General features: G+C 38.4%; 19 protein-coding genes and 2 tRNA genes. 7 read left to right on the top strand and 14 right to left on the bottom strand.

Translation table 11 applies throughout. The features are described from left to right. Positions 1–6: 6 nt before the first annotated feature. Complete coding sequence (locus FKZ43_RS03735) at positions 7–306, bottom strand: ArsR/SmtB family transcription factor (protein WP_140944540.1); 300 nt, start codon at positions 304–306, stop codon at positions 7–9. Positions 307–439: 133 nt separating this feature from the next. On the opposite strand from FKZ43_RS03735, the gene FKZ43_RS03730 reads away from it, so the two are divergent. From FKZ43_RS03730 to FKZ43_RS03700, 7 genes are all read left to right on the top strand, one after another. Continuing rightward, positions 440–512 (top strand) — tRNA-Met (locus FKZ43_RS03730). Positions 513–580: 68 nt separating this feature from the next. Further along, positions 581–1975, top strand: a complete 1395-nt coding sequence (gene tilS / locus FKZ43_RS03725; protein ID WP_140944539.1) for a tRNA lysidine(34) synthetase TilS — start codon at positions 581–583, stop codon at positions 1973–1975. After that, positions 1975–2526 (top strand): hypoxanthine phosphoribosyltransferase, encoded by a 552-nt coding sequence (gene hpt, locus FKZ43_RS03720; protein WP_140944538.1) that lies wholly within the window; start codon positions 1975–1977, stop codon positions 2524–2526. Before tilS ends, hpt begins: the two co-directional genes overlap by 1 nt. A 24-nt stretch (positions 2527–2550) precedes the next feature. Continuing rightward, positions 2551–4575 (top strand): ATP-dependent zinc metalloprotease FtsH, encoded by a 2025-nt coding sequence (gene ftsH / locus FKZ43_RS03715; RefSeq protein ID WP_235894676.1) that lies wholly within the window; start codon positions 2551–2553, stop codon positions 4573–4575. Then, positions 4529–5275: a diacylglycerol/polyprenol kinase family protein gene (locus FKZ43_RS03710; RefSeq protein ID WP_235894675.1), complete on the top strand. Its 747-nt coding sequence runs from the start codon at positions 4529–4531 to the stop codon at positions 5273–5275. The genes ftsH and FKZ43_RS03710 overlap by 47 nt, the downstream gene beginning before the upstream one ends. Positions 5276–5290: 15 nt before the next feature. Next, positions 5291–6361, top strand: a complete 1071-nt coding sequence (locus tag FKZ43_RS03705) for a DUF4837 family protein (protein ID WP_140944537.1) — start codon at positions 5291–5293, stop codon at positions 6359–6361. A gap of 63 nt (positions 6362–6424) precedes the next feature. Continuing rightward, on the top strand, positions 6425–7348 hold the full coding sequence (locus FKZ43_RS03700; RefSeq protein WP_219916501.1) for a DUF4097 family beta strand repeat-containing protein: 924 nt from the start codon (positions 6425–6427) through the stop codon (positions 7346–7348). A gap of 1 nt (position 7349) precedes the next feature. Here FKZ43_RS03700 and FKZ43_RS03695 read toward each other — a convergent pair. The 13 genes from FKZ43_RS03695 to smc form a co-directional block, all read right to left on the bottom strand. Next, positions 7350–7423: transfer RNA gene (locus FKZ43_RS03695), tRNA-Arg, on the bottom strand. 243 nt (positions 7424–7666) lie between these two features. Further along, a complete protein-coding gene (locus FKZ43_RS11395; protein WP_181180242.1) occupies positions 7667–7813 on the bottom strand; it encodes a hypothetical protein in 147 nt (48 codons plus the stop codon). Next, entirely contained in the window at positions 7803–9968 is a 2166-nt protein-coding gene (locus tag FKZ43_RS03690; protein ID WP_140944535.1) for a hypothetical protein, read from the bottom strand. Before FKZ43_RS03690 ends, FKZ43_RS11395 begins: the two co-directional genes overlap by 11 nt. Before the next feature lie 33 nt (positions 9969–10001). Next, positions 10002–10685: a 2-C-methyl-D-erythritol 4-phosphate cytidylyltransferase gene (gene ispD, locus FKZ43_RS03685; RefSeq protein WP_235894674.1), complete on the bottom strand. Its 684-nt coding sequence runs from the start codon at positions 10683–10685 to the stop codon at positions 10002–10004. Next, positions 10682–12538: an APC family permease gene (locus FKZ43_RS03680; RefSeq protein ID WP_140944534.1), complete on the bottom strand. Its 1857-nt coding sequence runs from the start codon at positions 12536–12538 to the stop codon at positions 10682–10684. The genes ispD and FKZ43_RS03680 overlap by 4 nt, the downstream gene beginning before the upstream one ends. A gap of 21 nt (positions 12539–12559) precedes the next feature. Next, entirely contained in the window at positions 12560–13600 is a 1041-nt protein-coding gene (gene queA, locus FKZ43_RS03675; RefSeq protein ID WP_140944533.1) for a tRNA preQ1(34) S-adenosylmethionine ribosyltransferase-isomerase QueA, read from the bottom strand. A 58-nt stretch (positions 13601–13658) separates the two neighbouring features. Next, positions 13659–16472, bottom strand: coding sequence for a pyruvate, phosphate dikinase (ppdK, locus tag FKZ43_RS03670; RefSeq protein ID WP_140944532.1), 2814 nt, complete (start codon positions 16470–16472; stop codon positions 13659–13661). A gap of 19 nt (positions 16473–16491) precedes the next feature. Then, positions 16492–17172: a gamma-glutamyl-gamma-aminobutyrate hydrolase family protein gene (locus FKZ43_RS03665; RefSeq protein WP_140944531.1), complete on the bottom strand. Its 681-nt coding sequence runs from the start codon at positions 17170–17172 to the stop codon at positions 16492–16494. After that, positions 17169–18206 (bottom strand): tetraacyldisaccharide 4'-kinase, encoded by a 1038-nt coding sequence (lpxK, locus tag FKZ43_RS03660; RefSeq protein ID WP_181180241.1) that lies wholly within the window; start codon positions 18204–18206, stop codon positions 17169–17171. The genes FKZ43_RS03665 and lpxK overlap by 4 nt, the downstream gene beginning before the upstream one ends. A gap of 11 nt (positions 18207–18217) precedes the next feature. Further along, positions 18218–19369 (bottom strand): lipid-A-disaccharide synthase, encoded by a 1152-nt coding sequence (gene lpxB, locus FKZ43_RS03655; RefSeq protein ID WP_140944529.1) that lies wholly within the window; start codon positions 19367–19369, stop codon positions 18218–18220. An 18-nt stretch (positions 19370–19387) separates the two neighbouring features. Continuing rightward, complete coding sequence (locus FKZ43_RS03650) at positions 19388–19972, bottom strand: methyltransferase family protein (protein WP_235894673.1); 585 nt, start codon at positions 19970–19972, stop codon at positions 19388–19390. A 14-nt stretch (positions 19973–19986) separates the two neighbouring features. Next, positions 19987–20697 carry an MtnX-like HAD-IB family phosphatase gene (locus FKZ43_RS03645; RefSeq protein ID WP_140944528.1) on the bottom strand — a complete coding sequence of 237 codons (711 nt, stop codon included), beginning with the start codon at positions 20695–20697 and terminating at the stop codon, positions 19987–19989. Next, a complete protein-coding gene (smc, locus tag FKZ43_RS03640; RefSeq protein ID WP_140944527.1) occupies positions 20694–24245 on the bottom strand; it encodes a chromosome segregation protein SMC in 3552 nt (1183 codons plus the stop codon). Before smc ends, FKZ43_RS03645 begins: the two co-directional genes overlap by 4 nt. Positions 24246–24260: the final 15 nt, after the last annotated feature.

The following is a 24260-nucleotide window of genomic DNA, read 5'->3' as shown; positions in this document are numbered from 1 at the left end:
TGGTGCTTATTCCTTTAATTTTTCTCTTTCAAGAATTTTTACAATTTTAATCACGAGCGGATGAACGATCCTGTACCTTATATTTAAACCTTCCCTTTCGGCTCTAACGATACCCTTCGCCCTAAGAAGAGACAGATGCTGAGATATCTTCGGTTGTGGCTCACCCAGACAGTTCTCAATATCACTTACGCATAGTTCCCGTTCCATCAATCCGCACACTATCTTCAACCTGGTCGGATGACCGAGTATCCTTAAAATTTCCGCCTCCTCTTCAAATCCAACTTGTTTGAGTTTTTCCAACTCCATATCACTATATTCAAATATTTTGATATTGCAATATAAATATAATAAAAATTTCCCCAAAAGTCAAGTCACCGGCATTTAGAAAGTTTGACTTTTTTGTTTGAACTTTGTATATTTTTTATGAAAAAATCATCGTGGCGGGTTAGCTCAGGTGGTAGAGCAGCGGAATCATAATCCGCGTGTCGGGGGTTCGAGTCCCTCACCCGCTACAAAACTTGCGAAACCTTTCAGTCCCAAAGGGCTGGAAGGTTTTTTTATATCAGAAGCAAAAACAACCATGATAAAAGAATTTATAAATCGCTTCCGAGAATTCACACAGAAAAATCAACTCATTTCCCCGGGAGATAAAATCATCGTAGCTATAAGCGGTGGAGTTGACTCCGTGGTTTTACTTGATGTTCTAAACGAAATCAAAGAGCAACTTAAAATTGAACTTATAGCAGCTCATTTCAACCATAAGCTCAGGGGAGCCGAATCAGACGAGGATGAAGAATTTGTCAGAAGATACTGTTCAAATCTCGGAATTGAATGCTATGTCAGGGGCGAGGATACCAGGGAATATTGCAAGTCAAAAAAAATCTCAATCCAAGAAGGGGCACGTGAGTTAAGATATAATTTCTTTGAAACTCTAAGACTGTTAAAAGGATTTGATAAAATTGCAACTGCACATAATGCCAATGACAACGCTGAGACAGTGCTGTTGAATTTATTCCGTGGCTCCGGGGTAAATGGTCTCGCTGGAATACAAGTTAAAAGAGGAAGCATAATCAGACCACTGCTTTTTGCAACCCGCGATGAAATTGAAAGATATGCTGAGGCAAAAGGATTATCATTTAGGATTGATTCCTCAAACTTGAAAACCTCATATAGAAGAAACTACATACGCCTAAAAATTTTGCCCATGATAAGTGAAAATATAAATCCAGGAATAATTGAAACCTTAAACCGAACAGCCCAGATATTCTCGGAGTTAAGTAACTTCATCAAACACGAAGTTTCAAAAATTGTGAAATTTATAGCCATAGAGGAAAACCCGGACAAAGTCCTTGTTGACATCCAAAAACTGAAAAATTATCTATACTTCATACAGGAAAGCGTGATACTTTCTATAGTTGAGACATATTTCAATGAAAGGGTTGATTACGCTAGAGTTCTTTCAGTTTTAAACCTCATTGATTCAACTCCTGGCAACTCGGTTATGTTAACCGGTGATTTATTTGTTTATCGCGATAGAACTCATCTTGTCTTCCTCAAGAAGCCGGAGTTCGCAAAGGAAGAGGTATTCGTCTACATTCACCCCGGGGAAAAATATGAAACTGACAATTTCATCTTTATGTCTAAATTTGTGGACAGAGACGAGGTTCAATTTCATCGCGACTCACAGGTTGAGTATATTGATGCGGATTTGATAGGTGATGAATTCATTCTGAGAAATTGGCAACCTGGTGATTGGTTTATCCCACTTGGGATGAAGGGAAGAAAAAAGGTGAGTGATTTTCTGATTGACCTGAAAATACCGATTTACGAGAAAGGGAAAATCCTCGTTCTTGAATCCGAGGGAAAAATCGTTTGGGTTTGCGGTTTGCGTCTTGACGACAGGTTCAAAATAACTGATTCAACGAAAAAAATTTTAAAAATTGAATTTCATCCAAAACAAAAAACGCAAACATGATGAATGACCAAGTCGTTTATATTAATGGAGAAAGGTTTAAGGTTTTGATACCGGAGCAAGAAATAAAAAAGAGAGTCAAAGAGCTCGGCGAACAAATCAGCAAGGATTATGCTGGGAGTATTCCTATTTTCATTGGAGTTTTAAACGGCTCGGTCATATTTTTCGCCGATTTGATAAGGGAGGTGAAAATTGATTGTGAGGTTGACTTCCTCAAACTTTCAAGCTATGGCGACGAAAAAATTTCATCAGGACATGTAAAACTTCTAAAAGACCTAGATTGCCAAGTGACAGGAAGGGACATAATTGTGGTTGAAGACATAATTGATTCCGGGCTTTCAATCAAATTCATCAAGAACTTGATCTTGCTTAAAAATCCGAAATCTTTAAGGGTTGTGACATTGTTATATAAGAAGAATAGAGTTCAAATTGATTTTAAAATTGATTATATTGGATTTGAGATAGGAGACGAGTTCGTCATCGGCTATGGGCTTGACTACGCTCAGAAAGGAAGAAATTTGAAGTCAATTTATGTGATTGATTCACAAAAATAAATTTCAATATTTGGAGGTTGGAAAATGTTCAGGCAATTTTTAAATTCAAGTGATAAATTTAGAAAAAACGACAGAAATATGAGAAGACCTAAATTTGAAAATAACGATGATGATGATTTCAATTGGGGAAGAGCTATGCGTGTAATTTTAAGTTGGCTGATAATCATATCCGCTGTTTTTGCGCTGATGGTGTGGTTCAAAGGGAATCAAAAGCTTGAGTATGAGATAACCTTTGACCAGTATCAGCAATTTTTAAAAGCTGGCAAGATCAAAGAGGCGATAGTCAAGAAAACCGATGTTAATAATTTTGATTTCCACGGTGTTTTGAAAGAACCGGAGGAAATGATAACCGTTGATGGGAAAAAGGTCAGAGGTGACAAGTTTGTTGTCTTTCTTCCGAACGCCTCTGATTCAAAAGTTATAGATGAATGGACACGCCGGGGGATTAAATTTAACTTTGTTAAGGAAAGTGACCAATGGTTAAACGCTTTATTGAGCATAATACCGTGGATTCTCTTGATATTTATCTGGTTTCTTATAATGAGAAGGATGCAGGGAAATGCGACGAGGAATATTTTCACATTTGGGAAGAGCAGAGCAAGAATTTTAACGAATAATATCCCAAAGGTCACATTCAATGATGTTGCTGGAGTTGATGAGGCGAAAGAGGAATTGAAGGAAATAATAGAATTTCTAAAAGACCCTGGGAAATTTCAGCGTCTTGGTGGGAAAATTCCAAAAGGTGTTTTGCTTTTAGGTCCCCCCGGAACTGGGAAAACATTGCTTGCGAAGGCGGTAGCTGGAGAGGCAGGAGTTCCATTCCTGTCAATAAGCGGTGCGGAATTTGTTGAGATGTTCGTTGGGGTTGGTGCAAGTAGGGTTAGGGATTTGTTTGAACAAGCGAAGAAACTTGCACCTTGCATTGTTTTCATTGATGAGATTGATGCTGTTGGAAGACATCGTGGAGCTGGGCTTGGCGGAGGACATGATGAGAGGGAACAAACACTCAACCAGCTTTTAGTTGAAATGGACGGCTTTGAAGAGAACAGCGGTATAATTGTAATCGCAGCAACAAATAGACCCGACATTCTTGATCCGGCACTTTTAAGACCTGGTAGATTTGACCGACAAATTGTCGTTGATAGACCCGATGTCAAAGGACGCCTTGAAATTTTAAAGGTTCACACCAGAAGGTTACCACTTGCCCCTGATGTCAACCTTGAGATAATAGCTAGATCAACGCCGGGTTTTTCAGGTGCTGATCTTGCAAATCTTGTAAATGAGGCAGCTCTTTTAGCAGCAAGGAAAAACCATAACCTCGTTACGATGCAAGATTTTGAAGAGGCAAAAGATAAGGTGATGATGGGAATCCAAAGAAAAAATGTCGCCATCTCCGAAAAAGAAAAAAGGATAACAGCATACCACGAATCAGGGCATGTCCTTGTTGCGAAAATGTTGCCCGAAGCAGACCCAGTGCACAAGGTAACTATAATCCCGCGTGGAAGAGCTCTTGGAGTAACAACTTATCTGCCAATAGATGAAAGGCACACTTATTCAAAAGAATATCTTGAAGCCCTGATAACATATGCACTTGGCGGAAGGGCAGCTGAAAAGATAATTTTCAACTCCTTAACAACCGGCGCAGCTGATGATCTTGAAAAGGCAACGACAATCGCTCGTAAAATGGTCTGTGAATGGGGCATGAGCGAACGACTCGGTCCCCTGACATACGGAACTAAAGAAGAAGAAATTTTCCTTGGCAAAGAAATAACAAGACACCAAAATTATAGCGAACAAACAGCAATTTTAATTGACGAGGAAGTGAAAAGGATCGTAATAACTTGTATGGAAAGAGCGGAGAAAATTTTACTTGAGAACATTGATGCTTTACATCGCCTTGCGAGGGCTTTGCTTGAAAGAGAAACTCTCACTGGTGATGAGATAGATAAAATAATAAAAGGCGAAGAACTCCCCGCCCTCCAAAAGAAAGACAACGGTCAAAATGAAACATCTCCAAGAGTATCTCCAAATCCTGAATCAAAAGCTTAACGGGAGATTTGAAGCCCCGGACTACTCCGAGGTCTTAATTGACTTCAGCAAGAACATTGACAGAAATTACAAAGCCGAATATATTCGCAAGGCAATCCATCAGTTCTCAATGCTAATTCCAGTTATTTATTATTTCACGCCAAGGGATACAGCGATAAAAATTTTGATCCTCTTGACACTCGGTTTCGTAACTGTTGACATTATGAGATACTACAGTCCAACGGTTCAAAAGCTATTTTACAAGCTCTTTGGCTCTATACTCCGTCAACACGAGCGAGACCATAAGATGAAAAATTTAAATGGTGCAACTTGGGTTTTCATCTCTGCCCTTGTTTGTGTTGTCATATTTCCAAAGTTTATAGTTATAAATGCCTTCGCAATCCTAATCTTATCCGACGCAAGCGCAGCTATATTTGGAAGAAAATTTGGAAAACATAGATTCTTCAAAAAATCGCTTGAAGGAACTTTTGCCTTTATAGTGGCATCTATCCCAGTTGTCCTTATAGCACCCAAAGTTCAAGAACTCCCCGGGGAATATATCATAACGATGGTTTCAGCCGTAGTTGGTGGAATCGTTGAAGCAGCTTCAACGAACCTAAAAGTTGATGACAACCTTTCAATTCCAGTCAGCATTGGAGCGACGATGTGGCTTTTATATTCAATTTTTTATCCAAACCTTGACCTTTATTTTTTAAAGTAAATTTCGTCATCTCCCATGAAACGGTTTCTTTTCTTCTTCATCGTTTCAATCCTTTTTATGTCCTGTTCACAACTTAAACCAAAAGCAACGGGCGATGAAACTGAGATAATAACTTATGTTGACTCTTCGCTTTATTCACAAATTGAACAACCGCTTAAATCAACCTTTCAGCGACTTATTTACACACCGCAACCGGAAAGTTTATTTACGATTCTCCCAGAATTTCAAATCTATTCAATTGATAAATTGAAAAGGCGCAAAAATTTAATGTTCGTCACAACACTTGACGATAAAAGTGAAATAGCCGGTTATGTTCTAAACCTGCTTGACCCAAAAGCAAAAGAACTTGTGGAAATTGACTCGGCTTATTTCTTCATCAAAAAAAATCTCTGGAGCAAAGGACAAATTGTCTGCGTTTTGATCTCCAAGGATAAAGAAACGCTTTTAAAACACCTGACAAAGGATAGAAACGAAATTTACATGGCTTTTAGAGGAGATTTCTTTAATCGTGAGATAGAGTCAATATATTCGGAAGGGTATAACAAGAAGAACATTGAAAAGTATTTGCTTGAAAAATATGGCTGGACAATTTTCGTTCAGCACGACTATTATTTAGTAAAAGATTCAGCGCAAGAAAGATTTGTCTGGCTGAGGAGAAGGACACCGGAGGACATGGAAAGATTCATCTTTGTTCACTGGATTGATTCGGTTGAAAATCCATATCGTCTTCTTAATCAAGTTTGGATAGTTGAAAAAAGAAATGAAATAACGCAAAAATTCTACAGGACGACAAATGACGATGCATATGTCATAATCGCTGATGACCCAGAAAGCATAAAACATCTTTATTTCTTTCCCGTAAACTTCAACGGAAGATATGCCATAAGAGTTCAAGGTTTGTGGAGATTTAATGATTTTACAGGCGGGGGTCCTTTTGTGTCTTATATCTTCTACGACGAGAAACAGAAGAGAATTTATTTCATTGATGGCTCAATCTTTGCACCAAGGTATGAGAAAAAAAAGCTAATTATTCAGATTGACGCTCTCCTTCACACTTTTAAAACCGCCAGTGAAATTGAGGGGTGATATGTAACAATCCAAGCAAAGAATCGTATTCAAACTTAGAGATAAAAAAATTTTCAAGGTATGATGAGAACGAAATTCTTTATTTTTATTTTCACAGGGATTATCTTCGCTGGCGGATTACTTTTATGTTCAAACATTAAGACAAAGGAAATCCAGTTTGAACCGAGACAAGAGTTCAGCAACGAGATAAAAATTTCAAAGACATTTAAAGTAAAGCCGGGGTATAAACTAATTGTTGAATCTGACATCGCTGATGTAAGTATTCTGTCGCATCAAAACGATGAGGTAGATGTTAATTTTTACGCAAGCGGTTCATCCAAGTATTTAAAAGATTTAAAAGTTGATTTTGAAGAAGGTGAGGGCACTTTAACAATAAAGGTCAAACGCAAGAGGGAATTTAAATTTTTCAATTTTTTAAGCGAGTGGGGGATTGAAAAAGCGGAACTTAAAATCCTCACCCCACAGAACATAAATGCAGAGGTTAAAACAGCCGGTGGAGATGCACATTGTGAGGGGTTAAAGGGAGAAATTTCAATTTCTTGCGCTGGTGGCGATATCAAATTGAAAAATCACACTGGGTCTGCGAGGTTAAGTTCAGCAGGTGGAGACATAATCGCAAACGATATAAACGGAGAGCTTGAAGCGAAATCAGCTGGCGGTGATATAATCGTTCGCAAACTTTCTGGCTCAATCGTTGCGAAATCCTCTGGTGGCGATGTAAAGGTTGAACTTATCAACGCGATGGGGGAATCGGAAATCTCCACGGCTGGTGGCGATGTGATCATATCAGCTCCATCAAATTTAAACGCTTATGTTGACCTTAATGCTACTGGTGGAGATATTGAAATTGACTTCCCTTTAAAGTTAGAAAAAAAGAACCACGATAAGTTAAAGGGATGGATAGGTGATGTTAAAACTGGGACGAAAATAAAAGCTTCAAGTTCTGGCGGGGATATAGAATTCAGAATAAGGAAAGGGGAAATTTAAGCGCGCCTGGGGGGACTCGAACCCCCAACCCGCGGATCCGAAGTCCGCTGCTCTGTCCAATTGAGCTACAGGCGCTAACCTTTTTCAATACTATACTCAAGACGAGTGCTTGAAGGGAAAGAAAACGAAATAATTCCCTTTCTCTTAAGTATTTTAACCAATTCATACTTTTAAACACGCCATCAGCAAACATAATTATTCCAACTGCGTTTTTTGGTATCTCAACGGAAACCTTCATATTACTTAAAAGGCAAATTAGAAAGTGAATTGTTCCAAATGGATATTTACTTTTAAAATCGTGTATTTTATCAAAGTCTCTCAAATTATTAGGGTTGATGCAATTGTTGAAATTTTCCCACCATCATAAAACCCAACGATTTCCCAATCAAGGTAATAGGAAACAAGAAGACCGCAAAGGAAACCATCAACATCAGGGCTTATGATAACTTTATTTTTATTCTTCAACCAGGTATGCTTTCCGATCAATTCTTAATAATTCAATGGTTTGCTTATCTTTATCAAACAAATTTAGTTGAACGGTTGAATTTTTTGTATGATGATGCATTTGAAAAGTTAATAATTCTTCGTCTTCTACCAAAATGCTTACAATTTCCTTTAATTTTTCCCTTGTTAGGTTTTTGCCACCAAACTCAATTAATTTGCCTAGGGCAAAAATTTTCAAATCACCAGTGTCCAATTTGAAAAATTTGCCCTGATAAAACTGCGCTGTCAGCTTTTTTACCTCTTGTTTCACTTTTGGAATTATATTTTTCAAAGGAATCGGAGCGAGATCGTTGCTGCTCTTTTTACAAACCCATATCGCATCAAAGACCGTTTTTTGTCCGCCGAACCTTCCTGCGCTTACATTTTCACCGTGGTAAAAATGTATTTTCACCACCTTCAGCCCAGCTTGCTCAACTATTTCAAACATATCCCACCAACTATCTTCGTCAAAATCGTGAAAAGTGAAAATAAAAAGCCCATCATCCTTTAAAAGCCGAGCTGATTTATGGAAAATTTCACTCAAAATCGCAACATATTTTTCCTTACTTTTACCTTGAATTTCATTGACAATAGCCTCTGCATCGTTTAGAGTTGTGGTCGGTTTAAAATAAGGGTATTTATCTTTAAGCGCTATCCGAAGCCACACATAAAAGAAATCATAAACTTCTGAATAATTTATGCTGTCAAAATAAGGCGGGTCAGTTATAACTAAATCCACTTTCTCTCTAACATATTCATCCATTTTTCTTGCATCTACGCAGTATAATTCCCAATGGTTTTCTCCGATTTTTTCATCTATAAAAATGCGCTTTACCTTTTTACCCATGTATTTACGCTCAAACGGCATAAGGTTATATTGTTTGCCTTCTAAAAGACGGTTAAAGGTTTGTTTGAAGTTTCCTCGTCCGAACCTACCACCCCACACATTTTGTTCAAGCGGGAAGTAAACGGGGGCAAAATCCTTCCTTGAAAAAAGAGGTGTTAATTGTTTAGCCCATCTTCGGTCATAATAACAAAACAAATTATTTGAGCGAAGTGTTTCGGAAAATGCACATAACAACGCCTCCCGTACATTTTCTTTTTCTATCTTCATTATCTGTTCAAGAAGTAAAGACAATGAAAAAAGCTGACGCTCATTAAACATTTGATACCAAAACCGATAATTATGTTTCTTCATTTGATTCGTGTTAAAACCATCGGGTATTTCTTCCCGTGGGAATAAAAGCTTATCCTTTTTCAGAAGAAATTCACTTTTTACCGCCTCGTATTTTTTTAAATCAAAATCATCGGGCTCTTTGATAAATCTGACTTTGCACTTTTGACACCAGCCATCAATTGCATATTGTTTTATTGATGGTGGCTCATCCTTTTTTCTTAACTCATTAATGAAACTAAACTCATCCAAGCAGTAGGGACAAACAACGATATTATTCAATACGCTACCTTGAAACGGGTTAAAATCAAAATTACAGTGTGGACATTTTTCATTCTCCCTGGGCTTTTGGGTGTAATGAATTACCTTGTGACAAGAAGGACACAATATAAAGTAGTTTTGCTCTTTTTTATCAAATGTGATGATATAATCTTTAAAAAGTTCAACTTCTTTATGACAGCTAGGGCAATTTATTGTTTTAATCCAGAAGGTATAGATAATTTCAGCAGTATTTGAGCAATGGGGGCAAATTGTTTCATACATTTCTTTAATTTTTGCCCCAACACTTTTCTCAACCCGTTCAAATTCTTTCTTAAGTTCTCCTGGTGGCACTATCGTAAGTTCACATTTTGTGATAAACCAAGGAACCGGATTGATTTCAAATCCAATTGTTTTAGCTCCGATGCGTGAACCTTCAATTAGGGTTGTGCCTCCTCCACACATTGGATCAAGTATGACCAAATTAGAGTGCTCCAGACGAGCTTGCGACCGATAAAATTCTTCCATCAATGATGTGTTTTCATCTTTCAAAGCTCCCAAAATTATAGCTCTAAAAACCGATCCGACCCTGCGGGCAAAAATCCGATGTATCATATAAATTGGTTTCAAAGCGATCCGCTCGGGAACCGACAGGCGATTTATTTCTACACTTGGGAAATTTTTTTCAATATATCTGCGAAGCATCACCAAAATTTTAATTTTTAACTTTCATTAAATTTATCTCTCAAGCATCATCCTTGCAAATTCAATGTCCTCAGGCGTCGTTATTTTTATGTTCTCATAAAGCCCTTCAACAATTTTAACCTTCACACCAAGCCGTTCAACAAGTGAAGCGTCGTCGGTGCCATAAAAAGAGTCAGTATAAGCTTTTTTATACGCTCTCTGCAAAATCGTATAATAAAATGCCTGTGGCGTCTGCACAAGCCAAAGTTTGTCCCTATCTAATGTCTGCCCCACAAAGTTATCTCTATCCCCAAGCTTTACCGTTTCTTTCGGTCGCACGGCAAGTATAGCTGCACCGGTTTCCTTGCATGCTGATACAACCTCACAAATTTTCTCACAACTTATAAAAGGTCTAACCGCATCATGGACAACAACGATTTCAGTGTAATGATAAACCATCATCTGAAGTGCGTTGTAAACCGAATCTTGCCTCTCGTTTCCCCCCACGGTTATTTCAACCACCTTGGTCAAATTAAATTTTTTTACCAAATGCTCAACATCAAGCAAGATCTCTGGAGCAACCGCTATAATTATCGCATCAATACAATCACAGTTCTGAAATTTTTCAAGCGTGTGAACCAAAATCGGTTTTCCAGCAATTTCTATCAACTGTTTATGTATCCCAGCGCTCATGCGTTTACCATATCCACCAGCTGGAATTATCGCAGTTACCCTCAAGTTGGTCCTCCATCTTTTTGTTCTTCATTTCCCGGGTAATCAATGTGAAAGATAAATCTTGGAAATTTTCTCGGCAAATTCATTATGTTATAAACCATTATCCCAGTTGACATTCTATCAAGCCAAGAGGAAAGTGGCCAACCAAAATGTATGTGTATCTTTTTATCTGGGGGCGCATCATAGCTGATTGTGTTCAACAATCCAACTATCATATCAAATAAATTCATTCGCGGTTGAATTGCGATCCAAAAATGTCTTTGAAATTTTTTCTCCGGCTTATCAAGTCGTGGCGAATAAAAACTAACATAGATTGAATTTGAATCAATCTGCCCTATATTTTCCCTTGGTCTTTTAAAGTGAATATGAACCTCATTTGAATCAATTTCAGCAATTGTGAAAACAATGTCCATCGGATTATCTGTTACACGCCTTATAGGAATTTCAGGCGCTCTAAACTTCGAAATTCTCAATCCAGCCAAAAGGAAGAAAATTGTCATAAAAAGCCATAACATCGCTCCATAAGGACGATGTAACACAATATAAATGAAAATGCTCACTATGAAAATGAAAAGCACAAGCGTCCCAACCCTTGAAGTATGGTATGTTATTTCCTTCGTCCCCATTAAATACCTGTAAATCAACAAAGAGGCGATATTTATAGCAAAACTTGCGATAAGACCAACCGCATACATCTCGGCAAGAACTGCTTGGCTACCGCTTGTTATCAAAAGGATAAATGAGTAGAATATACCATTCATTATGTGAATTCTATAAAGCGAGCCCCTACGATTTAACTTCATCAACCATTGGAAGTTATATCTCTCGCAGATTTTCTCTATTAACTCTGATGATGCAACCATCGCCGTGTTCACAGCCATTATAAGCGTCACGCTCGCCAAAACGCTAACAGCTACACCAAACCAGTAACCGTTAACTTTCTCTGCAAATGCAGGTATCAGATCCGTCTCATGCTTTTCAAGTTCAATCCCTGACGAAAGCGCAAACAAAGCGATAAGTGGTGTCACTATTCCAACCGTTAGAGCGAGGAAAATATATGCCTTTCTTATATCATGCCAGCTTTTGACAAGTGAAGCTGTTTGAAGCACCGATTCAATACCCGAATATGCAAGGATGCAACTACCAATCCCAGCAATTACGTTTGAATATGATTTAAAAATTGAATCGCCGTTCAAATCTGATATAAAGAGCGAATAACTTTCGTAAACCTTTGCAAGCGAACTTGAGGAAAAATTCAAAAATCCCCCAGCGATTAAATTCAAAATCACAAATGAAACGAAAATGAAAATCAAAAATGTAAATCTCGCGTTTTCCCTTATGCCAAGGATGTTAAGCCCCGTTATAAACCAAACCACAAAAATTTTTAGAATGAATTTAATCTCTGGTGAAACCGAAAGGAAAGCAGCGCCGTTTTCAACAGCACTAACAGTTGAAATTGATGCAGTTAAAATATAAGTCACAAGAATTGAAGCCACCGCAATAAACGAAGCGGTTGGTCCGAGGACAAGATATGAAAATGAATAAACACCACCACCTTTTATATTATGAACTTCAAGTATTTCTGCAATTTCAACCATTCGCGTTGAAAGGAAGCGAATGAAAAGGGAGGTCAAAGCGATGTAAACAATCGCCTTTATCCCAATAAATCTATATGCCTCAAAAGGGGCATAATAAATTGATGTGAGTTCATCCATCAAAGTTATAACTGATACCGCAAGCCAAGTTATCCACCAACGCCCTGATTCAAAATAACTTAAAAGGTTCTTTTGCCTGAGGAGACGAACAAAAATTAAAAAAATGACAATGTTGAGGGAAACAAAGATGAGCGTTTTCATAAGGAATGAGGAAAATTAGGTTTAGATTATAAGCATTGCGTCGCCGTAGCTTAAAAATCTATAACCGTTTTTTATCGCGTGTCTGTAAGCTTCCATCAAAAGATCAAGCCCTGCAAAGGCAGCTGTAAGTATAAGCGGAGTTGACTCAGGCATATGAAAATTCGTTATAAGTTTGTCGACAATTTTAAATTCGTAAGGCGGATAAATAAATTTATCAGTCCAACCTTTATAAGGTTTAACATGGGCATCTGCTGTAACGCTTGACTCAAGCGCTCTAACAGTGCTTGTGCCAACAGCTACAACGCTTTTCTTTTTATCTATCGTTTCATTTATCAACTTTGCACTCTCAGGAGAAATCTCAAAATACTCCGAATCCATCCTATGCTTACTTAAATCCTCAACTTCAACTTTTCTAAAAGTCCCTATCCCAATGTGAAGAATTATCGGAACGATTTTAACACCTTTCTTTTCAATTCTTTTCAAAAGTCGCGTTGTAAAATGTAATCCCGCTGTTGGCGCAGCCACTGACCCAACAACACTTGCATAAACCGTCTGATACCACTCCTTGTCCTCTTCCTGAGGTGGTCTTTTTATATATGGCGGAAGAGGAACTTGACCATATTTCTCAACAAACCTAAAAAAATCACCCTCATAATGAAACTTTATCGTCCTGCCCCTTGATGTCGTATTATCAATGACCTCACAATAAACTTCATCGTTTTCACCAAAATAAATTTTGTTCCCAATCCTAACCTTACGCGCTGGATCAACTAAAACATCCCAAAGATGCTCCTCGGGATTTAGCTCCCTTAACAAAAGAATTTCAATCTTCGCCCCTGTTTTCTCTTTTCTACCTATCAATCTCGCAGGGAAAACCTTTGACACATTGATGACAAGCGAATCCCCAGGATCAAGATAATTAACAATATCAGTAAAAACTTTGTCCTCAATCTTCCTGCTTTTCCTGTCAAGAACAAGAAGTCGTGCACTATCCCTTGGCTCAGCCGGATATTTCGCTATTAAGTTTTTCGGAAGCTGATAACTGAAATCCGAAAGTTTCATAGCGTTTTAAAATTTTATTTAAATTTAAAAAGGCGGGGATTCACCCCCCGCCATGGAATTAACGTTTGTTTACCTTAGCTTTTGACTTTGATTTAGCGGTTGCCTTAACCTTTTTAGCTGCCTTCCTATCAGTTCTCTTAACCATTTCCCTCTTCTTAAAACCATCATAAAGAAGTGCAGCCCTTGCAGCTGACAATCTTGCTATTGGAACCCTATACGGTGAGCAACTGACATAGTCAAGCCCAATTTTATGACAAAATTCAATCGTCGCTGGATCGCCACCATGCTCCCCACAAATCCCAACTTTCAAATCCGGTCTTGTCAGACGACCCTTCTCAACCCCGATCCTCATAAGCTCACCAACACCCTTGACATCTATCGTTTGAAATGGGTCCTTGTCGTAAATTCCAAGATCAAGATACTTGTAAATAAACTTCTCATAGTCATCCCTTGAAAGCCCCATTCCCATCTGAGTTAAATCATTTGTCCCGAACGAGAAAAACTCAGCAACGGTTGCTATCTCATCAGCCGTTATCGCTGCCCTTGGAACCTCAATCATCGTCCCAACCGAATACTCAACCCTTATCCCCTTCTCCTGCATCACTTTTTCTGCAACCTCACGAACAATCTTTTCTTGATTTTTCAACTCATTCACATGTCCAACTAAAGGTATCATTATTTCCGGTTTCACCTTAATACCCTCTTTCGCGACATCACAAGCTGCCTCAATTATAGCCCTTGTCTGCATAGCAGTGATCTCTGGATAAACAATTCCAAGACGACAACCTCTAAAACCAAGCATCGGGTTAAATTCCTTCAGCTCAGATATCCTTCGCCTGATTTTTTCTTCTGGAATTCCTGTCTTTTCAGAAAATTCTTTTATCTCTTCATCCGTATGTGGTAAAAACTCATGCAAAGGTGGATCAAGTGTTCTAATCGTTACAGGTCTATCACCCATAACTTTAAAAATCCCATAAAAGTCCTGTCTTTGCAAAGGCAAAAGCTCATTTAAAGCAGATTCCCTTTCCTCTTTCGTGTCAGCCAATATCATTTTTCTCATTGAAACTATCCTATCACCCTCAAAAAACATATGCTCAGTTCTTGTCAAACCAATACCCTCAGCTCCAAATGCAACGGCTATCTCAGCTTGCTTTGGAAGGTCAGCGTTCGTTCTTATTCTCAACCTTCTAACTTCATCAGCCCATTTCATCAATTTTTCAAACTGCTTGTATACAGGCGCATTCTCAGGGTCAAGCGTTTTTTCAACCAAAACTTGCAATACCTCGCTTGGCTTTGTTGTTATTTTACCAAGTATAACTTCCCCAGTTGAGCCATCAATTGAAACATAATCTCCCTCTTTTATCACCTGTCCATTGACCCTTATTTCCTTCTTCGCATAATCAATATCAAGCGCGCCACAACCAACAACGCAAACCTTCCCCATTTGTCTTGCAACCAAAGCCGCATGCGATGTCATACCACCCCTTGAGGTCAAAATCCCTTCCGCTGCATACATCCCTCTTATGTCTTCTGGTGATGTTTCAATCCTTGTTAAAATAACTTTCTCCCCGCGCCTTGCCCACTCTTCGGCATCTTCAGAATGGAAAACAACCCGCCCAGTTGCTGCTCCAGGTCCTGCTGGCAAACCCTTGGCTAATAAACGCCCCTCTTTTATTGCTCTTTCTTTTTCCTTTGCATCAAAAATTGGTCTTAAAAGATGATTTAAAGCGTCCGGCTCTATCCTCAACAATGCCTCTTCTTTGGTTATTAAACCCTCCTCAACCATATCAACCGCTATCCTAACAGCTGCAAAACCAGTTCTTTTCCCAGCGCGTGTCTGCAACATGTAAAGTTTTCCACGCTCTATGGTAAATTCAATGTCTTGCATATCCTTTAATCTGCTCTCAAGGATTTGCCTCACCTTGAGCAACTGCTCATAAACATTCGGCATTACCTCCTTAAGTTTCTCAATTGGTAATGGAGTTCTTATTCCAGCAACTACATCCTCACCCTGGGCATTCATCAAGAACTCACCGTAAAACTCATTCTCCCCGGTTGCGGGATTTCTTGTGAAAGCAACACCGGTCCCAGAATCATCACCCATATTCCCAAAAACCATCGTCTGCACATTTACAGCAGTTCCCATATCATCGGAGATATTGTAAATCTTTCTATATGCAACCGCTCTTGGATTCATCCAAGAACGAAACACCGCACCAATCGCTCCCCAAAGTTGCTCCCATGGGTCTTCAGGAAAATCAACCCCTTTTCTTTTCTTTATCAATTCTTTGAACTCATATACAAGCTCTTTCAAATCCTCAGCTGTAAGTTCAACATCGTGTTCAACTCCCCTCGCCTTTTTCTTCTTTTCAATCAAAACTTCAAACGGGTCCATTTCCTCTTTTGTCTCCGGCTTCAAACCTAAAACAACATCACCATACATCTGAACAAACCTACGATATGCATCCCAGGCAAATCTCTCATTTTTTGTCTGTTCAATTAAACCCTTAACGGTCTCATCATTAAGCCCGAGATTTAAAATCGTATCCATCATCCCTGGCATTGAGACCGGAGCACCTGACCTAACGGAGACGAGAAGAGGGTTTTTAGGGTCACCAAATTTCCTCCCAACAAGTTTCTCAACCTTTGCAAGGGCTTTCTTTACTTGTTCCTCAAGTCCCTTTGGATAAGTTTGATTATGCTTGTAATAATAGCTACAAACTTCCGTTGTGATTGTAAAGCCAGGCGGAACGGGCAATCCAATGTTTGTCATCTCAGCGAGGTTTGCTCCCTTCCCACCAAGTAAATTTTTCATTTCAGCAGTTCCCTCAGCTTTTCCTCCACCAAAAAAATAAACATATTTCTTCGGCATTTAACCCTCCTCCTTAAATTTATTTTTGTAAAATTGAACTTATAAATGACTCAAGCAACTTCTTTGAAAATGCACTGTTAAAATCTCTCATCCTCTCGGGATGCCACTGCACAAGCATAACAAACCTATCATCACCTTCCCACTCAAGACCCTCTATGACCCCATCTTCACACTTAGCATTAACTCTCAAACCCTCGCCTAACCTATCAGCCGATTGATGATGACTGCTGTTAACCGTCCCTCTCTTCTCACCGACTATATTGAAAAGCTTTGAATCATCTATTACGAAAATATCATGCAAGCGATCTTCCCCGGTTTGTTCATCCTTGCGATGGTTTGTCCCTATAACAGTTTGAATGTCAAAAACCAAATTCCCCCTCAAATAAACATTCGTTATCTGCAAACCACGACAAATCCCAAGTATCGGCAAATTCCTTGAAAAAGCAATGTCAAGAAGCTTAAATTCAAACCAATCCCTTTCACGGTTGTATTTGTCACCCTCGCGCTCCGGCTCACCATAAAATTCAGGGTGAACATCATCACCGCCCGTTAAAATTAAACCATCACATTTTCTCAAATCATCAGAGTTAAGTTCTTTATAAGATAAAATCACTGGTTCAACTCCCACAGGTGACCTCTTGAGCCAATTCAAATAATTCTCAAGTTTGCTATCACAATAAGAAACCCCTATCTTAATCATCTCACCAACCCCAAAATTTTTTGCTTTAATTCTTCACCCCCACTGTAGAACTCAACCTCAATAACCGAATAAAAAAAAGGAAAATCTTTTAAATCCTTCATTTCATACAATCTCGCATAATCTTTCTCAGTCGTCAAAACAATTTCAGCACCAACCAACTCCATTTGTCTTATTATTCTCTTAATGTCATCCTTGCTATACCTGTAATGGTCGGGAAACTCAAAATCCTTTAGAATCAAAAATTTATTATCTTTCAATAGTTTTAAAAAATTTTTATGTTTTCCTATTCCTGAAAAAGCGATGACTTTTTTACCTTCAAATGGCTTTTCAAGTAAAATATAATCAAAAAATTTCCGTATTTCAAGAAGTTTATACCCAAAAACACATCTTACAACGTTTTCACCTCTAATATATCTTTCAAACGCGCTCCATCCCTCCAAACCTTGAACACAAACCACATCGGCTCTTTTCAGCGAACTCATCGGCTCCCGCTTCAAACCAGCCGGGATTAAAAATTCCTTCACAGATTCATCATCAATCAGCAAAATGTCAACATCGCGATTTATGTCCCTTCTTTGAAAAGCATCATCAAGTATAAAAACATCAATTTCAAATTTTTCAAGTAGTTTTCTTCCCGCTTCAAATCTATTTTCGCAAACGGCAATGATCCAATTCAATCCTTTATCAACAGATTTTAAAGCCATCTGAAACGGTTCGTCCCCACATTCATCCGCTCCTGAAAAAATCCTATTTCCATCACTTACAAGCACAAAACCCTCAGTCCTTCTACCATACCCTCTGCTCAAAATCGCAACATTTTTCCCCATTTGGCTTAGAAATTTCGCAATCCATTCAACCATCGGCGTTTTTCCAGTCCCACCAGCAGTGATGTTCCCAACAGATATAACTGGTCTTGGAAGCGTCTTTATCCGAAATATGCCGAAATCATAAAATAAATTTCTTAACGAAATAACCAACCAGTAAATCAGTGAAAAAGGTAAAAGCAAAAACCTCAATCTGCGCCAGATTTTCATCCCTGCTATTGTCATAACATAGAAAGAATTTTTTCAGCCACAATCTCAGAGGTCGTCTTATATCCAAAATCAAATTTAAGGATTTCCTTTATCTTTAAAAGCTCACCCCTCACCTCACTAAAAAATTTCTCGTCCTCAAGATATCTTTTGACGAGCTCAAAAACTCTTTGAACTGTGAAATCATTTTGAATAAGTTCAGGGACAACCTCCTTCCCGAGAACTATATTTGGAAGTGCGATGCTTTCAATTACATCCTTTTTCACAAGCAACTTCCCGATAAAATAATTCAAAGCCGATGTCTTATAGCAAACCACCATGGGAATCCCGAGAATCCCCGCTTCAAGAGATGTGGTTCCACTTTTTACGACAGCAACCTTTGACATCTTGAGCAAAGCATGCGGCTCATCAACAAACTTAAAAAACTTAACATCTTCGCCTCCGATTTTAAAAAATTCATCTTCACAAATCGTCTTAGCCCTGCTGAAAACGACCTCAACCCCAAACTTTTCCTTCAAAATTTTTCCAACTTCAAGCATCGTATTAAACATCAACCTTATTTCTCCGATCCTGCTCCCTGGGAAAAAAGAGACGACCTCTCTGTTGGGTTCAATTCCATATTTTGAAAGGAGAAAATCAACATCAAGATTCTCTACCTTAGCTATATCTTCAAGAAGTGGATGCCCCACGAATTCAGCTTCAACACCATAACTTTTAAAGAAACTTTCCTCAAATTTAAAAATCACGAAAAGTTTATCAACGAACTTTTTCAACACCTTAACTCTCCCTCTCCCCCACGCCCACACTTGAGGTGCTATATAATAAAAAACTTTTATTCCGTTCTTTTTCGCAAACCTCGCAAATCTTAAATTGAACCCAGGATAATCAACAAGAAGAACGCCATCTGGCTTTCGCTCAATCAGAGCTGATTCACACAAATCCTTAAGCTCAATGAACTTAACATAACCTTTAAACACATCAACAAAACCGATTACCGCTATCTCAGATATATCATAGATGAGATCAACTCCACACCTTTTCATCTTTTCACCGCCTACCCCAAAAATTTCAATTTCCGGGTTCAATCTTTTAAGCGCACATATCACTTTACTTGCGTGTAGGTCCCCAGATGCTTCCCCAGCTATAACCATTAATTTCTTCGCCATTTTAGACAAATATAAACCTCAACTTGTTTTGAAAATGAAAATCAAAATATTCAAGGCAACTACAAGAAAAAATGCTTGCAAAGTCCTTTTCTCCGACTTTAACGCTTCTTTGATGTCAAATTTAAAATTTGAAGCGAACTCATACCTTTTTAACCTCGGTATAAACCTCGGGACATGCTTTATATACAAAGCATACTCATCGGGGAAAGCTTTACTTAGATAATCTTCCTCAAGCGTAACAATGAGATAATACTGGACGAAAAAATAAATCAAGCCGATGATTTGAAAATAAGGAAACAAAGCCATTGACATAACACCAAAACCAAGGTAAATCAACATATTTCCCAAATACAACGGGTTTCTGACATATGCGTAGGGTCCATTTGTCACGAGTTTACTTCCGCCAACTGGTCCGGTCGTTCTCGTTTCACCACCGGCATATCCAACGCCCCAAAATCTTATCAACTCACCGACAAGCGCAATTAAAAAACCTATCAACAAGCTCCAAAAGGTTGGCTTTGCAAATACAAGCATAACTATCAAAAAAGGTATCGGCGTATAACTCCGATATGAGAAAATTTTTTGTCTGAAATCACCCGACACGATTTATCCTCTTTTTATTCTCTCATGAAAATCTCTCGCCTTTTCAATTCAGCCCTCCACCTCTTTCTCAATTTCTTCCTCCCACTTATGAAGCGTTGAAACTGCTCAATGACATCTTTAAATGTCTCAAATTCATAAACAGGGATATTTCTCTCACGACAAAACTTTAACAATTCCTTCTTTCCAAAAACGACATCCGCATATTCAGCGGGGCATCTATCCGAATAACCATCCCCAATGTAAATAATCACATCATCATCGCCCGAAAGCGTTAACATGTGATTTCGCTTACAATTCGCACAAATCCTGCAAACTGAATCAGGATATGGGAACTCAAGATTTACCCTACCTCCATCAATTCTCAATCTATTTGAGAAAAACTTCAATTCAGATAAACCGTATTTTTCAAGTATCTTTGAAATATAAAAATCAAAACCATCGCTTAGAATGAAGAGATCTATCCCGTTGTCTTTGCAAAATTTAACGAAATCAACGAAATACGGGTCAATCTCCTGTGAATTTATCAATTCAACTGCTTCCGTCTCATTGACATTAACCTTTTTAGCTATCTCCTCCCACATCTCTTTGGACGATATCTCATAATCACGCCAGCGTTCAACGAGTTGCTGATAAAATTGTCTATCCCCGAATGTTTCAAAAAACAAATCCCCGATATCTTTTTTCGTTATCGTTCCATCAAAATCACAAAATACTTTTATTTTCATCTCTCCTCAATTTCTTGTTTGAATTTCACAGACACAATTTTTGAAACGCCTTCCTCTTCCATTGTGACCCCGTAAAGAGTATCAGCTGCCTCCATCGTCTTTTTACTGTGGGTGACTATAATAAACTGGGTATCATTTGAGAAACTTTTGAGAAGATTTATAAATCTCTCAATATTTGCATCATCAAGAGGCGCATCAACTTCATCAAGGACACAAAATGGACTTGGTTTGACAAGATAAATTGAAAACAAAAGAGCTATAGCGGTAAGAGTCTTTTCCCCAGCTGAGAGAAGGTCTATTGATTGCAATCTCTTCCCTTTTGGCCTAGCCATTATCTCAATCCTTGATTCAAGCGGGTCAACTTTCCCATCTTCATCCGGAACAAGCCTGATGTCCGCTTCACTATCTGGACCAAATAAGGTCACAAATGTCTTCTTGAAATTCTCTTTTATCCTATCAAATGTCTCAAGGAACTTCTTCTGTGCTGTTGTATTAATCTCATCAATGGTTTCCGTCAATGTCTTCTCGGATTCAATGAGATCATCCCTCTGTGAAATTAAAAATTCAAGCCGTTTCTTTTCCTCCTGATAGTCCTCAAAAGCAAGCAAATTGACAGGTCCAAGTGCTTTCAGCTTCGCTTTTAAATCCTCCACCTCCTCCCTCAACAAAGCAATGTTAAATGTTTTATCATCTTGAAACTCCTTAAACCCAATTTCAACTTGATATTCCTCCATCGCCTTATTTTTCAAGTTTTCCATCCTAAGTTTGATCTCGTTTATCTTCATCTCAAGGTCATGCATAGCGCTGATATATTCTTCATATTTTGCCCTTTCTTCCTTTATTTTCATCTCAAGCATTTGAATTTCAACTAACTTGTCGCTGTGCAGTTGTTGAATTTCCTTCAATCGTCCACGAAGCGAAGTCACCTCGCTTTCAAGAGATGAAAGTTTTTCTCCAAGTTCAGAAAGGTTCAAATCTATCTCCTCAATGTGAGCTTTATTCGCTTCGCTTTCCACTTCATAATCGTTTATACGCTTTGATATTTTAAATATATCCTCCTTTATCCGTTTTATCTCAAGTTCAATGTTTTTTTCCTCATTTTCAATTGAGATGAGCCTTATGTTAAGTTCTGAAATCGCCTCCGCCTTCTCGCTCCAATTTCTCTCCAACATCTCAAACTCAGCAGTTGCGGAAGAAAGATTATATTCAATCTCCTCCTTTTCCATTTCAAGACCTCCAATTTCAGGTTCAAGCTTTGACAAAACATCTGCAACCGAATTAATTTCCCTTTCAAGTTCATCTCTTTCCCTTTCAATTTCATCAATGCTTCTCCTCGCCCTTTCTTTCTTATATTCCGCTTGACTTGTAAGTTTTTCAACCTCTGAAACAGCACCCTGAATTTCCCTGATCGCATCGTATAATCCTTTCAAATTTATCTCCTCAATCTCACTGCTTTTATGTTCTATTTCAGATTGAATGCTTGAAAGCTCTTTTTTAAGTTTCGCCACTTCACCTTCAAGAATTTCAATTTGTCTTCGCTTACCTATGACGCTCTGCGTCGAGCCATTTGCGCTACCTCCTTTTATCAAACCCTCATCCGTGAAAATTTCCCCATCAAGCGTAACACACTTAACGCTCCCATACTTTCTCAAAGCATTTATCGCACTTTGCTTATCCTTGACCAAAAGGTAATCATCAAGCAGTAAATCAATAACCTTTTTAAACTTTTTATCACACAGCACCATCTCACTTGCCCACCCAATGATACCATCTCCGTTCACCGGGAAATTAGAAGCGTAATTTTCAGGGATTTTTTCAAGACATATGAATGTAACCTTGCTCTTATTTTGTGCCTTTAAAACCTCAATTGCCTTTTCAGCCTCGTCAACAGTATCAACTATAAGATAACCAGCCGATTCACCAAGTGCCGACTCAATGGCGGATGAAAACTGTGGATCAACATCAATCACATCAGAAACGCTCTTAAAGTTTGAATTATAATTTTGAACGAGAAACTGAGCTCCTTCCGACAAATCAACATGTTTCTCAAGCAAGTCCCTCAAGAAACCAATCTTTGAAATTCTCTTCCCTATCTCGTTTTGGATAGCAAAAGATTTCTTTTGAAGTTCCTCAACCTCAATCCTTAACTTATCCCGAAGGTTTTCCTTTTCTTTAAGTATCCTTTCCGCATTTGCAAGCTCATTTACCAGAAAGGCTTTTTTCGCAAGAAGCGAGTTCAACTCTTCTTCAGCGGACTTCACCTCATTTTCATACGAGGTCTTCTCATCGCTCAAAATTTCAAGTCGCCCCTTTAAGTTTTCCATTCTCGCCTTCATCTTCTCAATCTCATTCCTCTTCAAGGAAATAGAGCTTATTTTTTCAATCAACATCTCATTTAACCGCTTTAATTCTGATCTTTTCCCATCAACCAACTTTGTGAGCTCATCAAGCGCTCTTTTCCTTTCGTAAAACTGGGATTGTAATTTCTCCTTCTCGGATAAAATAGCATCAAGTTTTAACTTTTTCTCAACAAGGAGCTGATTCAGATCGTAAAGTTGCTGTTGAAGTTCCGTTTTTTCATTTGATATTTTTTCAATCCTTTCAATTGCCAACTTCCTTCTCTCCCTCAAAAGAGCTATTTCCTGCTCGGCTGAACTTAACTCTTTTGTCTTACTTTCAATCTTTGAATAGATCTCATCAATTTGAAGCTCAAGCGTTCTCAACTCACCTTTTAAAACATCAAGAAGTTGTTCCCCCTGGTTCAATGATGTTCCAACATCATATCTTTTATTTTTTTCAACTTCCAATGTCTCCTCAAGGTAAATCAAGTTCCTCTTTAATTCTGAGAACTCCCGCTCAAGTAGTTCAATTTCCTTTGCTTTTAATTCCTCTGCTATTTGATTATATTTTTCAGCTCTTTTGGCTTGCCTTTCAAGCGAAGTTACATTTTTTTGAACTTCGCGGATTATATCATTTATCCTTGAAAGGTCATTTTTAACATCTTCAAGTTTTCGGTAGGTTATTTTTCTTCTCTGTTTATATTTCGTCACGCCAGCTGCTTCCTCAAAAAGTTTTCTTCTTTCCTCAGCTTTATCGCTCAACAGCGTCTCAATCATCCTCAACTCAATGACAGAATAAGCGTTTGCTCCCATGCCAGTGTCAGCAAAAAGGTCAATTATATCTTTTAACCTGCAAGGGACCTTGTTAATTAAATACTCGCTTTCCCCAGATCTGAAAAGACGTCTCGTTATCGTCACCTCTGAGTATTCCATCGGGAGTATTCCTTTGGTATTTTGAATTGTAATTGAGACCTCAGCCATACCGAGCGGTTTCCTAAACTTAGTTCCGTTAAAGATAACATCTTCCATCTTGTCGCTCCTTAACACGCTCGTTCTTTGTTCGCCAAGCACCCACCTTATCGCATCAACTATGTTTGTCTTGCCACAACCGTTTGGTCCAACTATAGCAGTTATACCACCGTTAAATTTCAATTCAACCTTTTGAGCAAAAGATTTAAAACCAAATATCTCAAGCCGTGATAGATACATCTAACCCCATAACTT

Origin of the sequence: Candidatus Thermokryptus mobilis, from assembly GCF_900070205.1 — a bacterium.
GTDB lineage: Bacteria > Bacteroidota > Ignavibacteria > Kryptoniales > Kryptoniaceae > Kryptonium > Kryptonium mobile.
Note: the sequence above shows the minus strand (reverse complement) of the source record. Positions and strands in the feature narration are given on the sequence as shown.

What these genes read in the sequence shown, in the direction of transcription:
- FKZ43_RS03735 (WP_140944540.1), bottom strand. Translation starts at nt 306, where the DNA reads ATGGAGTTGGAAAAACTCAAACAAGTTGGATTTGAAGAGGAGGCGGAA.
- tilS (WP_140944539.1), top strand. Translation starts at nt 581, where the DNA reads ATGATAAAAGAATTTATAAATCGCTTCCGAGAATTCACACAGAAAAAT.
- hpt (WP_140944538.1), top strand. Translation starts at nt 1,975, where the DNA reads ATGAATGACCAAGTCGTTTATATTAATGGAGAAAGGTTTAAGGTTTTG.
- ftsH (WP_235894676.1), top strand. Translation starts at nt 2,551, where the DNA reads ATGTTCAGGCAATTTTTAAATTCAAGTGATAAATTTAGAAAAAACGAC.
- FKZ43_RS03710 (WP_235894675.1), top strand. Translation starts at nt 4,529, where the DNA reads ATGAAACATCTCCAAGAGTATCTCCAAATCCTGAATCAAAAGCTTAAC.
- FKZ43_RS03705 (WP_140944537.1), top strand. Translation starts at nt 5,291, where the DNA reads ATGAAACGGTTTCTTTTCTTCTTCATCGTTTCAATCCTTTTTATGTCC.
- FKZ43_RS03700 (WP_219916501.1), top strand. Translation starts at nt 6,425, where the DNA reads ATGAGAACGAAATTCTTTATTTTTATTTTCACAGGGATTATCTTCGCT.
- FKZ43_RS03690 (WP_140944535.1), bottom strand. Translation starts at nt 9,968, where the DNA reads ATGCTTCGCAGATATATTGAAAAAAATTTCCCAAGTGTAGAAATAAAT.
- FKZ43_RS03680 (WP_140944534.1), bottom strand. Translation starts at nt 12,538, where the DNA reads ATGAAAACGCTCATCTTTGTTTCCCTCAACATTGTCATTTTTTTAATT.
- queA (WP_140944533.1), bottom strand. Translation starts at nt 13,600, where the DNA reads ATGAAACTTTCGGATTTCAGTTATCAGCTTCCGAAAAACTTAATAGCG.
- ppdK (WP_140944532.1), bottom strand. Translation starts at nt 16,472, where the DNA reads ATGCCGAAGAAATATGTTTATTTTTTTGGTGGAGGAAAAGCTGAGGGA.
- FKZ43_RS03665 (WP_140944531.1), bottom strand. Translation starts at nt 17,172, where the DNA reads ATGATTAAGATAGGGGTTTCTTATTGTGATAGCAAACTTGAGAATTAT.
- lpxK (WP_181180241.1), bottom strand. Translation starts at nt 18,206, where the DNA reads ATGAAAATCTGGCGCAGATTGAGGTTTTTGCTTTTACCTTTTTCACTG.
- lpxB (WP_140944529.1), bottom strand. Translation starts at nt 19,369, where the DNA reads ATGGCGAAGAAATTAATGGTTATAGCTGGGGAAGCATCTGGGGACCTA.
- FKZ43_RS03645 (WP_140944528.1), bottom strand. Translation starts at nt 20,697, where the DNA reads ATGAAAATAAAAGTATTTTGTGATTTTGATGGAACGATAACGAAAAAA.
- smc (WP_140944527.1), bottom strand. Translation starts at nt 24,245, where the DNA reads ATGTATCTATCACGGCTTGAGATATTTGGTTTTAAATCTTTTGCTCAA.